This window comes from Actinoplanes sp. NPDC000266 (assembly GCF_042899005.1).
Taxonomy (GTDB): Bacteria; Actinomycetota; Actinomycetes; order Mycobacteriales; family Micromonosporaceae; genus Actinoplanes.
In genome coordinates, this window is record NZ_JBIAZI010000001.1 from 781,910 (window position 1) to 795,093 (window position 13,184).

At 68.7% G+C, this 13,184-nt stretch carries 12 protein-coding genes; 5 read left to right on the forward strand and 7 right to left on the reverse strand.

Features of this window, described 5'->3' with window-relative positions:
• Positions 1-4: 4 nt before the first annotated feature.
• From ACFY36_RS03140 to ACFY36_RS03150, 3 genes are all read right to left on the reverse strand, one after another.
• Positions 5-2,587, reverse strand: coding sequence for a penicillin acylase family protein (locus ACFY36_RS03140; protein ID WP_499744222.1), 2,583 nt, complete (start codon positions 2,585-2,587; stop codon positions 5-7).
• A gap of 79 nt (positions 2,588-2,666) precedes the next feature.
• Positions 2,667-3,059 carry an HIT family protein gene (locus ACFY36_RS03145; RefSeq protein WP_499744223.1) on the reverse strand — a complete coding sequence of 131 codons (393 nt, stop codon included), beginning with the start codon at positions 3,057-3,059 and terminating at the stop codon, positions 2,667-2,669.
• 152 nt (positions 3,060-3,211) lie between these two features.
• Positions 3,212-3,502 (reverse strand): hypothetical protein, encoded by a 291-nt coding sequence (locus ACFY36_RS03150; protein ID WP_499744224.1) that lies wholly within the window; start codon positions 3,500-3,502, stop codon positions 3,212-3,214.
• Between the two features lie 255 nt (positions 3,503-3,757).
• Between ACFY36_RS03150 and ACFY36_RS03155 the strand changes: the two genes are divergently transcribed.
• Positions 3,758-4,144 carry a Het-E N-terminal domain-containing protein gene (locus tag ACFY36_RS03155; protein WP_499744225.1) on the forward strand — a complete coding sequence of 129 codons (387 nt, stop codon included), beginning with the start codon at positions 3,758-3,760 and terminating at the stop codon, positions 4,142-4,144.
• An 18-nt stretch (positions 4,145-4,162) separates the two neighbouring features.
• Positions 4,163-7,567, forward strand: a complete 3,405-nt coding sequence (locus tag ACFY36_RS03160; RefSeq protein WP_499744226.1) for a tetratricopeptide repeat protein — start codon at positions 4,163-4,165, stop codon at positions 7,565-7,567.
• On the opposite strand, the gene ACFY36_RS03165 is transcribed toward ACFY36_RS03160, so the two are convergent.
• Positions 7,526-8,359 (reverse strand): helix-turn-helix transcriptional regulator, encoded by an 834-nt coding sequence (locus ACFY36_RS03165; RefSeq protein ID WP_499744227.1) that lies wholly within the window; start codon positions 8,357-8,359, stop codon positions 7,526-7,528. The genes ACFY36_RS03160 and ACFY36_RS03165 overlap by 42 nt on opposite strands.
• Before the next feature lie 113 nt (positions 8,360-8,472).
• Between ACFY36_RS03165 and ACFY36_RS03170 the strand changes: the two genes are divergently transcribed.
• Positions 8,473-9,006, forward strand: a complete 534-nt coding sequence (locus tag ACFY36_RS03170) for a YbhB/YbcL family Raf kinase inhibitor-like protein (protein ID WP_499744228.1) — start codon at positions 8,473-8,475, stop codon at positions 9,004-9,006.
• Here the strand turns inward: ACFY36_RS03170 and ACFY36_RS03175 are convergent.
• The 3 genes from ACFY36_RS03175 to ACFY36_RS03185 are packed head-to-tail and all read right to left on the reverse strand — an operon-like array spanning position 8,990 to position 11,361.
• Positions 8,990-9,643: a GOLPH3/VPS74 family protein gene (locus ACFY36_RS03175; RefSeq protein ID WP_499744229.1), complete on the reverse strand. Its 654-nt coding sequence runs from the start codon at positions 9,641-9,643 to the stop codon at positions 8,990-8,992. The genes ACFY36_RS03170 and ACFY36_RS03175 overlap by 17 nt on opposite strands.
• Positions 9,644-9,646: 3 nt before the next feature.
• Positions 9,647-10,249, reverse strand: a complete 603-nt coding sequence (locus tag ACFY36_RS03180) for a response regulator (RefSeq protein WP_499744230.1) — start codon at positions 10,247-10,249, stop codon at positions 9,647-9,649.
• Entirely contained in the window at positions 10,246-11,361 is a 1,116-nt protein-coding gene (locus ACFY36_RS03185; protein ID WP_499744231.1) for a sensor histidine kinase, read from the reverse strand. The genes ACFY36_RS03180 and ACFY36_RS03185 overlap by 4 nt, the downstream gene beginning before the upstream one ends.
• 110 nt (positions 11,362-11,471) lie before the next feature.
• Between ACFY36_RS03185 and ACFY36_RS03190 the strand changes: the two genes are divergently transcribed.
• Complete coding sequence (locus tag ACFY36_RS03190) at positions 11,472-12,353, forward strand: ABC transporter ATP-binding protein (RefSeq protein WP_499744232.1); 882 nt, start codon at positions 11,472-11,474, stop codon at positions 12,351-12,353.
• Between the two features lie 10 nt (positions 12,354-12,363).
• Entirely contained in the window at positions 12,364-13,083 is a 720-nt protein-coding gene (locus ACFY36_RS03195; RefSeq protein ID WP_499744233.1) for a hypothetical protein, read from the forward strand.
• The last annotated feature ends 101 nt before the right edge of the window (positions 13,084-13,184 follow it).

The window sequence follows — 13,184 nt, forward strand, 5'->3', positions numbered from 1 at the left end:
TCGCCTATCCGGTCCAGGTTCCGACCGGGTACGTCTCATTGGCCAGCCAGCCCGGCAACAGGTTCAGCGCGAACCGGTCGCCCAGATCCTCGCTGGTCCCGCCGGGCAGGGAGCTCACCGACCGCCAGCCCGGCGCCTCGGCCTGGGCCACGAACCGGCGGGCCGGCACCAGGCTGAGAACGAACTTCTCCGGCGTGTCGGCGCGCAGCGGATGACCCGCCACGTCCGGCACGTTGCCGGCGCCGTCGATCGGAATGCCCGGACCGGACGACGGAACCGAGTACGGCGCGCCGAGCGGCGACGCCAGCGTGATCCGGTGCAGCTTGCCCCACCGGTAGTCGCGCTGGTCGGCCGAGTTGCCGAAGGCGCCCTTGAAGTTGTCGCTCGCGGCCAGCGTCAGCGCGTCGCCGAGGCTCTTCAGCATCAGGTGGTCGAGCCGCGCGGTGGGATCGGTGATGCCGGGCACGGCGAAGAAGTCGATACCCGACTCACCCACCCCGCCCCGCTCCACCAGCCGCTTCAGCGCCTGCACGGCGTGGAAGTCGCTGGTCGTCGGCAGCCCTTCGAGGTGCCGGTCGAAGACCTCGGTGATGAACCGGCCCCGCCACAGGATGTAGATCGTGGCGGCCACGCTGTCCTCGATCTCGCGCGCGGTGGGTGCCCCGTCGTAATCCGTGGGAACACCGGTCGGGAAGGTGTGGTTCCACCGGCCCAGCCGGCCCACGGCCTCGGCGAGCCGTGCGTCCTTGCTCTTCGAGCGGCCGAACGCGGCCTTCACCAACGGCACGAAATACTGCGCGTCCAGCGCGGTCGTGTCGGCCTGCATGGCGACGACGTCTCCGGCGGTGATGCCGCCCTTGCGAACCGCCGCCCGCACCATGTCGGTGATGCGGCCGCCGCGGAAACCGTTGTGGAAGAAGCTGAGATACGAGATGCCACCGCCCGGCCGCAACTGGTTGAACATGTCGTTGTCGAACGTGTTGGTCGTCGGATCGTTGTTGGCCGACACGATGAACCCGGCCGGCGGATCGACCACCTTGGGCATTTCCGCGAACGGCACGATCTCGTACGGCAGGGCCTGATGCGGTTGCCGATGACGGACCGGCAGCCATTCGTTGCCGCCCGTGCCGTCCCGCAGCAGATAGGGCGGGTTGCCCTGAACCTTCCCGGCCTGCAGATCCTCACGGATGGGCACCTCGGCGTTGGTGAAGTAGGCGATCGTGCCCTTGCGGTCGGCGTAGACGAAATGCTGCCCGCCGACATCGAAATACTGGATCGCCTCACGGAAGTCACCGACGTCACGCGCCAGGTTGAACAGCCGGAACGTCTCCAGTTCGGCGGTCGGCGCGAACCCGGTGTACTGAACCGAGATCCCCGTGCCGGCCGTCCGGTCGTACGTCAGAAGAGGCCCGTTGTTGCGCCGCGGCACGATGAGCGTCCGAGCCGGGACGGATCCGCCCGGAGGAACGACCTCGAGCGTATTCAGGGCGGTTCGCGGATTGACCCGGAACGTCTCCGGAATGGCCGTGACGGCTTCCCGCCGCCCTTGGTGAACCGTGGAAAGCCCGCTGGGCGAGGAGGCGTCGGCTTCGACCTTCTCGATGTACGTGTCGGTGACGTCCATGAAATGCTGGGTCGCACCGTAGGCGATGTCCCGGTTCTGCCCCAGAATGACGAACGGCGTCCCCGGCAGGCTGTCGCCCTGCACGTCGAAGCCACCACCACGCAGATCGATCGGATGGAAGACGGACGGCGCGTCGATGCTCAGATGCGGATCGCTGGCCAGAATGGGCCGCCCGTTGGCGGTGTGCTTCCCGCCGATGACCCACGAGTTGGAGCCGCGATCCCCGGACCGGTTGAGCGCCGCCGCGATCAGCGGGGCCTGCTCGGCCTTCTCCAGATAGCCGGCCGCCATCGTCGCCACGGCCGCGGAAACGTCCGCGCCACCGACCTGCGGCGACTTACCGGGCCGCGTAGTGGAATCGACGACGGGCGAGGCGGTCGAGAAAGGCGCGAACGGCATCAGATCCCCGAAGACAGCCTTCTGGCCATCCTTGCCGGCGGCGTCGAAAGCCCGTACGGCGGTGGTCCGATCGATGTCCAGATCGAACGACAGGCTGAAAGCCAGCGCCTTGATGACGACGAGACTGTCCACCTCGGTCCAGGGCGCCACTTTGGTGACCTTCACGGCCCCGTATTGACCGGGCAGCTTCCCGCGGGCGAGCCAATGGTTGACCCCATCCGCGTACGCTTTGAGCGCGGCCCGGGTCTCCTTGGACAGCAGTCCGAGCCCGCCCTCGGCGGACCGGCGCAGCCCGAGAGTCCGCATCTGAACATCACTGGCCAGAGCACCACTGCCGATCAGTTCGGCGAGGGTCCCCGACGCCCGCCGCCGCGAGACGTCCATCTGGAACATCCGGTCCTCGGCGTGCACCATGCCTTGCAGATAGAACAGTTCCCGCTGACTACCGGCCCGCACATGGGACACCCCGTAGGCGTCCTTCTCCACAGTTCCCTTGCCTGCCGGCGGAACTCCACTGAGCAGCCCGCCGACGAGCGCGACCAGAGCAAGATACGGCCTGAGCATGAACGACTCCCCCTTGAATCGCCGACATCAGACCTCGTTCGGGGGTGACCATCCATCCAGACGAATACAGTGACGCGAGTCACAGTTCGGCGAGAAGCCGCCGGTGGTTGTCGTCCAGCTCGTCAGCGCCGATCCCCGAATCGACCCGCGCGAAGTCGAAATCAGCCATGGCCCAGGCCGGAAAGACATGCACATGAGCGTGCGGCACTTCGAACCCGGCCACGACAAGCCCCACCCGGGGCGCGCCGAAGGCCCGTTTGATCGCCGCCCCGACCGTCCGGGCCACGCTCATGACCTCACCCAGCAGTTCAGGCGCCAGTTCGGTCCAGTCATCAACTTCTTCCCGCGGAACCACGAGCGTGTGCCCGGGCCCGAGCGGAGCAATGGTCAGAAACGCCACCACCCGCTCCCCTTCCCAAACGATCCGCCCAGGAAGCTCCCGGTTGATGATCTGCGTAAAGAGCGTAGACACGCGAAGATCCCCCTTGCGGTACGACACATCCCGTCGGCCATGAGCAGTTCCCTACTCTCCTCCGGCGTGGCGCGCGGCGGCCGCCGCAGAGCAAAGGTCAACAGATTGGCATAGCCGCGACGGCTGGGCATCACAGCGTCGCCAAGGCCCGGCTAATGGCAGAGCCCAAGGATCTTGATTCCCACACCGCACGAAGCGGCCAGGCACGCCAGGACGGCGAGGAAGGCACGAGCGACGACCAGAATGGTTCTACGGCCGTTCCAGGTGACCGGGAGCAACTGTTCCACAATGACCACCCACAGCCAGAAAAGCAGCAACACCGGGTAGTAGAGATCCCAGATCTCGTTCGGGAAAGCGCTGGCGTTGCCGGACGCACGATAGTTCCGGCAGTCACGCACATCGGTGATCGGCTGCAGCACCACCGTCAGCACCACGAGCAGCATACCGCCGACCAGCAACGCCCAGAAACCGGCCAGCGGCGACCGGGGCTCCGACAGGCCGGCACGCTCACCTTCGAAGAAGAAGATCGTGTACTCCCTGAATCGCCCCGGATGAGCAACCGATCAAAGCACACAGCGTCCAGAGCCGTTGTTGTCAACGGTCCGTCCCACCAATCGGCGACAGTTTGGTCACGCTGTGGTGTTCGTGTGCCACCCTGTCTCTGAATATTCGCTGTGTCTATCCAGGATGGTGTCGACATGGACCCGCTGACGTTGATCGTGACGGCGCTGGTGGCCGGTGCCGCGGCAGGTGGTCAGGATGCGATCAGTTCGCTGGTCAAGGATGCTTACGGCGGGCTGAAGACGCTCGTGCTGCGTAAGGTCGCGACTGTGGAGGCCGGCACCACGGCGGTCGAGCAGCACGCCAAGAATCCGCAGGTCTGGGACGGCCCGGTCAAGGACGCGATCGCGACCTCCGGCGCCGACCACGACGAGGAGGTGCTCGCCGCCGCGCGCAAGCTTCTGGAGCAGGTTGATCCGGGCGGCGCCCGGGAGGGGAAGTACACCCTCAACATCACCGCGTCCGGAGAGCGGTCCATCGCCGCCCACACGATCTACGGCGGCGCGTCGACCGGCGACAAGTGACGCGGCGAGCCCGAGACGGTGGTTGACGGTGAGCGAGAGCCCGCCCGCGTCCGTATCGAGGCGTCCGGGCCGGGTGCGGTTGCGGCTGACCTGATCGCCGGGCCGGTGCTGACGGGTGACTACGCCCGGGCTGTCACCCTCGCGCCCGGAGTACTTCAGGCCCCCGGCGAGGTCGATGTGCCGGCCGGCGGGATGTCCAATCTGCCGCGGCCGCCCACGCGCGCGTTCGTCGGGCGTGACGACCACCTGCGGCGGCTGACCGAGCTCTTGTCCGCGTCCACTCGACCGGGGCGGAGCGTGGTCGGTCAAGCGGTGCAGGGCATGGGCGGCATCGGCAAGAGCGAACTCGCGTTGCAATACGCCGCCACCCGCCGCGGCCCCGGTCTGCTGGTCTGGTGGGTCACCGCCGATACATACGACCACCTCAGCGCCGGCCTGGCCGCCCTGGCCTATCGGCTGCAGCCCGCCGCCACCACCGCGGGCTGGAGCACCGACGAGGCGGCCGAATGGGCGACCGCGTGGTTGCAGGCGCACTCGGGGTGGCTCCTGGTTCTGGACAACGCCGACGACCCCGCCGACATCGAACAACTGCTCGGGCAGGTCGACACCGGCGACGTCCTCATCACCACCCGCTGCAACGTCGGCTGGCACCGCCTGGGCTTGACCCCGTTGCACCTGGGCCTGCTGGAACGCGACGCCTCGATCACGCTCCTGCGAACCATCGTCATGGACGACCTGTTCGACCTTGACCGCGCTGACCAGCTGGCCGCTGAGCTGGGGGATCTTCCGCTCGCCCTCCAGCAGGCCGGCGCTTACATCGCCCAGCAGCACGTTCCGATCGGCAAGTACCTGACCCGGCTGCGGGCCAACATGCCCAAGCTGCTCAGCAAGGTCGCGCCCGGCCACGCTGCTGATCGCGCGGTCGCCCGCACGTGGGACCTCACTCTCGCCGCCCTCATCCGGGAAGCTCCCACCGCTCTCGACATCCTCCATGCTCTCGCGTGGCTCGCCCCCGACAATCTGCCTCGGCACGTCCTCACCCCGCTGTCGGACGAGGACGATGAGATCGACGACGCCGTTGCCGTGCTGGCGTCTTACAGCCTTGTCACCCTCACCTCAACGCATGTCAGCGTTCACCGGCTCCTGCAAGTCACCTTGCGCGCGGGTGCAACCCCGACCTCGCCCGGCGCCGGTCATGGCGACGAGGATGCCTCCAAGGCTCTGACGACACCGTTCTTGGCGGGTCAGGACGTCGCGTTGTGGTGGCTCCTGGAGGCCGCTCCGCGGACCGATCCGGATGAAGATGTCGAAAGCTGGGCTGCCTGGCGGGCCTTGCTACCGCATATCGAACAACTGCTTTCCTACCTACCCGACACCGCCGAGATGGCGGACTACGGCGTCGATGCCCTGCTGAGCCGTACGGCGTCCTACCTTCATGAACAGGGCCGTTACGCCGATGCCGTCGCCATGTATCGACGCGACGTCGCCATAACCGGTGCCGCCAACGGTCCCGACCGCCACCAGCTTCTCGGCCCGATCAACAACCTCGGCGAAAGCCTCCGTCAGTTGGGTGATCCGGCCGCTGCCCTTCCGCTGTTCGAACGTGCCGTGGCTATCGGTGAGGCGGCCTACGGTCCTGACCATCCCCAGCTTCTCGGCCCGATCAACAACCTCGGCGAAAGCCTCCGTCAGTTGGGTGATCCGGCCGCTGCCCTTCCGCTGCTTGAACGCGCTCTGGCCATCGGTGAGGCCGCATACGGTCCTGGCCACCCCCAGCTTCTCGGCCCGATCAACAATCTCGCCAACGCCTTGCACCAGTTGGGTGATCCGGCCGCTGCCCTTCCGCTGCTTGAACGCGCTCTGGCCATCGGTGAGGCCGCATACGGTCCTGACCACCCCCAACTCTTCGTCTCGATCAACAATCTCGCCAACGCTTTGCACGAGTTGGGCGACCCAGGCGCCGCCCGTCCGCTATTTGAACGCGCTGTGGCTATCGGTGAGGCCGCTTACGGTCCTGACTACCCCCAACTCCTCCACCCGATCAATAACCTCGCCAGCGCCTTGCACCAGTTGGGTGATCCGGCTGCTGCGCGCCCGTTGCTTGAGCGTGCTGTGGCTATCGGTGAGGTGGCCTACGGTCCTGACCATCCCCACCTCCTACTCCCGATCAATAACCTTGGCGAAAACCTCCGCCAGTTGGGTGACCCGGCGGCTGCCCGCCCGCTGTTCGAACGCGCTGTGGCTATCGGTGAGGTGGCCTACGGTCCTGACCATCCCCACCTCCTACTCCCGATCAACAACCTCGGTGAAAACGTCCGCCAGTTGGGTGACCCGGCCGCTGCCCGCCCGTTGCTTGAACGTGCCGTGGCCATCGGAGAGGCCGCCTACGGTCCTGACCATCCCCAACTCCTCCCTCCGATCAACAATCTCGCCAACGCCTTGCACGAGTTGGGTGATCCGGCCGCTGCGCGCCCGTTGTTTGAGCGTGCTGTGGCTATCGGTGAGGTGGCCTACGGTCCTGACCATCCCCAGCTCCTCCATCCGATCACCAACCTCGCCAACGCCTTGCACCAGTTGGGTGATCCGGCCGCTGCGCGCCCGTTGTTTGAGCGTGCTGTGGCTATCGGTGAGGTGGCCTACGGTCCTGACCATCCCCAACTGCTACTCCCGATCAATAACCTTGGCGAAAACCTCCGCCAGTTAGGCGACCCGGCCGCTGCCCGCCCGCTGTTCGAACGCGCTGTGGCCATCGGAGAGGCCGCATACGGCCCCGATCACCCCCAGCTCCTCCATCCGATCAACAACCTTGCCAACGCCTTGCACCAGTTGGGTGACCCGGCCGCCGCTCGCCCGCTGTTTGAACGCGCTGTGGCCATCGTCGAGGCCACCGATGGTCCCGACCACGCGCGTGTTGCTGTGCGCATGTACCGGCTCGCCCAGGCAATCCGCGACGTCGACACGACTGCCGCGATCGCCGCACTCGAACGCGCCGTCGCCATTGACGAAGCCGCCTACGGCCCCCACCACTCCGAAGTGCTGACCGACCTCTCCGCTTTGGCCGGCCTGTGCCGGGATGCCGGGGATCACCAGGCCGCTGTTCGTCATCGACAGCGCATCCTCGACAGCCACGAACGTATTCACGGCGCCGATGCGTACGCCCTCACCGGCGCCTTGCGAGAGCTGGCTGACGCCCAAGCTCTCCTAGGTGATCACGCTGCCGCCCTGACCACCCGCGAGCGGCTTGTCCACCTGCACGACCAGTACGGCAGCGAACAACCCGACGTCGTTACCGACCTGCGCGACTATGCCCGCTCACTGGAAATCCTCGGCCGGCTCCATGAAGCCACCAGCGCCCACGTCCTCGCCACCACCATCGAACTCTCAATTCACCGCGCGCAGGCCGTTCTGGGGGTAGATGAGTGAGCGCAACGTGTTCTCGGCATGGGCGTCGGCCGGGGTGATGACCGACAGGCGCTGGTCGGAGCCGTCCTGGACGGCCAGCACGTCGTAGCGCAATGTCATGACGCCGCCGGTGGGGTGCAGGACTCTCTTGGTGCCGTTTGTTCTCTCCTGCACCGTCTGGTCGTCCCACCACGTGGCGAAGTCGGTGCTGTGCCTGCGCAGGCCGTCGATCAGGGCCCTGAGCCTCGGATCGTCCGGGTGCCTCGCCAAGTTTGCTCGCAGGTTTCCCACGTGTTCGCGGGCTATCCGGGTCCAGTCGAGCTGGAAGTCGCGGGCTCCTTGGTCCAGGAAGAGCGGCTCCGCCGTGTTCGTGCCGACCGCGAAACCCGGGCCGAACAGGGTCACCGCGGCCGCGTTGTGGGCCAGCACGTCGAATCTGAAGTCCAGGATCCAGGCCGGGGTCGTCGGCATGCTGTGCAGCAACGCTCGCAGTGACTCACTGGCCGGGGCCGGCACGTGGCGCGACGGTGGGGCCTCGCCCCGGGCGATCAGGTGCAGGTGGTGACGTTCCGCCTCCGTCAGCTGCAGGGCCTGGGCCACCGCGTCCAGGACGGCGGCGCCGGGAACGCCGACCCGGCCCTGCTCCAGGCGGATGTACCAGTCGATGCTGACCGCGGCCAGCTGGGCGACCTCCTGGCGCCTCAGGCCCGGCGTCCGGCGGCGGCTCGTGTCCGGCAGGCCCACGTCGGCCGGTCGTACGCGCGATCGCATCGCTCGCAGGAAGGCGGACAGTTCGGGTCGGGCGGGCGGCATCGTTCCAGTCTGCTCCGCGCTCCGGCCGTGCGTCATCTGTTGAAGGTGGCACTCCGGACACCAGCATGGGGACGATCTTCCTGGTTGTGACCGTCGGCCGCAGGCTTGGCCACATGACTGCCATCAACAACCCGTTCAACCGTCTCCCGCAGGTGCCGAGCTTCGATGTCAAGAGCGCCGCCGCCGTCGACGGCCAGGCCCTTCCGCCGGCCCAGACCTCCGCCGCGATCGGCGGCCAGGACGTCTCGCCCGACCTCACCTGGAGCGGCGCCCCCGAGGGCACCCGGAGCTTCGCGGTGACCGTCTTCGACCCGGACGCGCCGACCATGTCGGGCTTCTGGCACTGGGCCGTGGCCAACATCCCGGCCACGGTGACCTCGCTGCCCGCGGGGGCCGGCGACAGCACGGGCCCGGGACTGCCGGCGGGGGCCTTCCAGCTGGCCAACGACGCCGGGCTGCCGCAGTACATCGGCGCGGCCCCGCCCGCCGGGCACGGTGAGCACCGCTACTTCATCACCGTGCACGCGCTCGACGTCGAGGACATCGGCGTGCCCGCCGGGGCCACCCCGGCCCTGCTCGGCTTCACCATGACCGGCCACATCCTCGGCCGGGCCACCATCGTGGCCACGGCTAATTGTTCGTCGTGACGACCGTGACGGCGGCCGCGGCGGTCGACGCGGCGATCGCGGCCGCCGTCCGGGTCACGGCGGTGTTCACCGCCTCGGCGCCCCAGTGGCCCTGCTCCAGTTCCTTGGCCCGCTTGATGACCGGGGACGACCAGGCCAGCTGAGGGCGCAGCATGGGCAACGCGCCGCTCGACGACAGGAGGGCGATCAGCGCCGCCGTCCGGGCGTCGGGCTGCGCGCCGTCGACCAGGACGCCGCGGATCCGGTCGCGCACGGCAGGCTCGTGGCCGGACTCCGTGGCCGGCAGCATCGTCATCTTGAACAGGCCCAGCACGCGCTTCTTCTCCCGGCGGATCAGGCCGTGCCCGATCAGGCGATCGACGACCGGGTCCCAGAGTTTCCCGCCGATCGAGAGCAGTAGCGTCTGCGCGCCGCGTGGCTTCTCGGCCACCTTGTCGTACGCCTCCTGCAGCAGCGGATCGCCGAGCGGGCCCTCGCCGGTGGCGTACACCTTCCGCCCGTCGGTACCGACCCGGCCCAGCAGGGCCAGCTCGACCAGCACGGCCCCGCCCAGCGCGTACGGCAGGGTGCCGGCCGCGGCCGGCGTCCCGGTCTCGTCGTCGAGCAACAGCAGCATCAGATCCTCGACCAGAAGCATCTCTCACAGCCAATCGTGTTCGCGGGCGTAGCGGGCCGCCTCGTGGCGGGTCTGTGTCTGGGTCTTCTGCATGGCGCTGGACAGGTAGTTGCGGACCGTTCCGGACGCCAGGTGGAGCCGGGCGGCGATGTCGGCCACCGAGTAGCCCTCGCCGGTCACCCGCAGCACGTCCAGCTCGCGTTCGGTGAGCGGGCAGTCGTCGATGACGGCCAGGGCCGACACGTCCGGGTCGATCCAGCGTTTGCCCGAGTGCAGGGTGGCGATGACCGACGCGATGTGGGCCGGCTCGGCCGACTTGCTCACGAAGCCCTGCACACCCAATTTCAGAGCCTTCCGCAGTACGCCCGGACGGGCGTGCCTGGTCAGCATGAGGATCACCTGGCCGGGGCGGGCCCGGCGGATCTCGGCCACCGCGCCGAGCCCGTCCACGTTCGGCATCTCCAGGTCGATCACCAGCACGTCCGGCTCGTGGCGGCCCGTGGCCGCGACGGCCTCCTGCCCGTCCGCGGCCTCGGCCAGCACCGTGATGTCCCCTTCGAGCGGCAGCAGGGCGGCCAGCGCCTTGCGCAGCAGGGCCTCGTCGTCGGCCAGCACCACTGAAGTCATCGGACACCACCCGCCGTCGCCGGGAAGTCCGCGGACGTTCTGAACTCGCCGGCGTCGACCGCCACGGTCAGCTCTCCTCCGTCGCTCGCTATCCGTTGCCGCAGGGCCGAGAGCCCGCGCAGCTCGAGCGGCCCGTTCCCGGCGCCGTCGTTGACGATCGTGATGCCCGACGCCGCCAGCGTGATCCGCACCCGTGTGGCCTGCGCGTGCCGCAGGATGTTGGTCGTCGTCTCCCGGAGCACCTGGCCGAGCATCTCGCTGACGCGCGCGTCGGCCTCCGACTCGCGCGTGACACGTACCCGGATCCCGGCCGCCTCGAACAGGTTCTTCGCGTTCTCGAGCTCGGCCGACAGGTTCAGCCGCCGCTGGGCGTACGCCAGCTCCTTGGTCTGCTGAATGGTGTCGCTGACCAGGCCGTAGATCTCGCGCAGCTCCTCCTCGGCCCGGGCCGGGTCGTTCCGCACGAGCTTGCCCGCGAGCGCGGCCTTGAGCTTCACCACGTGCAGCGTGTGGCCCTGGATGTCGTGCAGGTCGCCGGCGAAACGCACCCGTTCACGGATGACGGCCAGCTCGGCCTCGCGTTCCCGCGACACCTCCAGCTCCTGCACGATGTCGTAGAACCGTTCGCCGACGAAGGAGAGCACCATGACCAGCACGGTCAGGGCGGACGGGACGAGCACGTAGTCGACGAGCACGTCGCCGGTCTCCACCAGCAGGCGGGACGCGCCGACCGCGGCGACGAAGGCCAGCAGGGCGGCCGCCGCCGTGTACTTGTGGCGCGGCAGGCGCGGAAGGGCCAGCGAGGCCACGCTGATGACACCCCAGTAGGCGTTGGGACTGCCTATCAGCAGCGCGCCGGCCGGCCACCCGGCGGCCGCGACGATCAGGCACGGCCAGGCCACCCGGCCGATGTCGTTGGCCGTCCACCGTTCGAAGGCCACCAGCGCCGCGATCACCGCCGGCGCCAGCACGAGCGCGTGCCACCAGGAGCGGATGTCGACCGCCACCACGACCACCGCGGCCAGCACGATCGGCGGCATCGCGGTGTAGAGGTTGAGGCGGCGCAGGCGTCCCTGGGTCGCCTCGGTGATGCGCAGTGATCTTGCCTTCACCCCACCAGTATTCGTGCCGATCGGGGCGGCCAGTAGTGACACCACGTCATGTCCCGGTCGTGACACGGCGACACTGACCGGGCGGGTGGGGTCGCTGGTGTCATCGAGTCATGCCGACAACGCCAGTCATCGAAGTCGACCATCTCAACCTGACGTACGGCGACTTCCACGCCGTCCGCGACCTCTCGTTCGAGATCCGCCCGGGTGAGCTGTACGCGCTGCTGGGCACCAACGGCGCCGGGAAGACCTCGACCCTGGAGATCGTCGAGGGGCACCGGGCGCCGACCTCGGGCACCGTCCGGGTGTTCGGGCACAGCCCCCGCGACCGCGCCGCCGTCCGGCCCCGGATGGGCGTCATGCTGCAGGAGAGCGGCTTCTCCCCGGACCTCACCGTCCGCGAGTCGGTCGCTCTGATCGGCCGGCTGACCCGGCGCGCCGACGACGTGGACCGGGTCGTCGACATCGTCGAGCTGACCGGCAAGGCCGGCACGCTGGTCGGTCAGCTCTCCGGTGGCGAGAAGCGCCGCCTCGACTTCGCCACGGCCGTCTGGGGCACCCCCGAGCTGATCTTCCTGGACGAGCCGACCACCGGCCTGGACATCCAGTCCCGCGACGACCTGTGGAAGGCGGTCGACCGGCTGCGCGAGAACGGCTCGACCGTCGTGCTGACCACGCACTATCTGGAGGAGGCGCAGCAGCGCGCCGACCGGATCGGGCTGATGCACCAGGGCGTCCTGCGCCGCGAGGGCACGGTCTCGGAGCTGACCCGCACGTTGCCCGCCGTCATCAGCTTCACCCTGGGCGCCCCCGCGCCCGCGCTGCCGCTGCCGGTCGCGACCACCGGCGCCGGGCCGGTGCGCGTCGAGACGTTCGACCTGCAGAAGGACCTGCACACGCTGCTGGCCTGGGCCCAGGACCACACCGTCGAGCTGCGCGACCTGTCGGCCGGTCCGACCCGGCTCGACGACGTCTTCCGCGCCATCGAAGCTTAAGGAGCTTTCCGTGTACGCCATCGCCCGCGCCGAACTCATCCAGATCTTCCGCAACCGCCTGGTGCTGGTCACCAGTTTCATCATCCCGGTCGCGGTCAGCGTGTTCTTCATCTACCGGCACGAGGAGTTCGCGCAGCTCGCCACCCTCGGTTACATCGCCGCGATCGTCATGTTCACGGTCGGCGCCTTCGGCCTCTACACCTCGACCGTGACGACGCTGGCCTCCCGCCGGCAGAACCTGTTCCTCAAGCGCCTGCGGTCCACCGCGGCCGGCGACGCCGGCATCCTGGCCGGCCTGGTCGCCCCGGCCACGGTCATCGCCCTGGTCCAGCTGGCCGGCATCCTGATCGCCTTCGGCGTGGTGGCCGGCCGCCCCGACAACATCGCGCTGCTGGTCCTGGCCGTCCTGGCCACGGTCGCCATGATGATCGGCCTGGCCCTGGCCACCGCCGGCGTCACCAACTCACCCGAACACGCCCAGGTCACCACGCTGCCGGTCAGCCTGGGCGTGATCGCCGTGGCGAGCTGGGTCGGCATCACCGGCACCGAGAGCCAGGAGCTCGTCAAGCGCCTGCTCCCCGGCGGCGCCGCCACCGAGCTCATGCTCAACGCGTGGAACGGCGGCGCCGCCCTGTCCGACTCCCTGCTCCTGCTGGCGCCCACCTTTGCCTGGGTCGTCATCGCCGTCTCGTTCGCCCGCCGCATGTTCCGCTGGGAGCCCCGCCGCTGACCGGCCCTCGGTGGAACGGACGAGTCGGGGGGCCTCGTCTCGTCGTGGCGCACCATGACAGGGGCGGGGCCCGGCGGGCAGGCTTCGCGCAGGGAGCCGCG

Coding starts and splice junctions, on each gene's coding strand:
- ACFY36_RS03150 (WP_499744224.1), bottom strand. CDS start 3,502: ATGCTGCTCGTGGTGCTGACGGTGGTGCTGCAGCCGATCACCGATGTG.
- ACFY36_RS03155 (WP_499744225.1), top strand. CDS start 3,758: ATGGACCCGCTGACGTTGATCGTGACGGCGCTGGTGGCCGGTGCCGCG.
- ACFY36_RS03165 (WP_499744227.1), bottom strand. CDS start 8,359: ATGCCGCCCGCCCGACCCGAACTGTCCGCCTTCCTGCGAGCGATGCGA.
- ACFY36_RS03175 (WP_499744229.1), bottom strand. CDS start 9,643: ATGCTTCTGGTCGAGGATCTGATGCTGCTGTTGCTCGACGACGAGACC.
- ACFY36_RS03190 (WP_499744232.1), top strand. CDS start 11,472: ATGCCGACAACGCCAGTCATCGAAGTCGACCATCTCAACCTGACGTAC.
- ACFY36_RS03180 (WP_499744230.1), bottom strand. CDS start 10,249: ATGACTTCAGTGGTGCTGGCCGACGACGAGGCCCTGCTGCGCAAGGCG.
- ACFY36_RS03140 (WP_499744222.1), bottom strand. CDS start 2,587: ATGCTCAGGCCGTATCTTGCTCTGGTCGCGCTCGTCGGCGGGCTGCTC.
- ACFY36_RS03170 (WP_499744228.1), top strand. CDS start 8,473: ATGACTGCCATCAACAACCCGTTCAACCGTCTCCCGCAGGTGCCGAGC.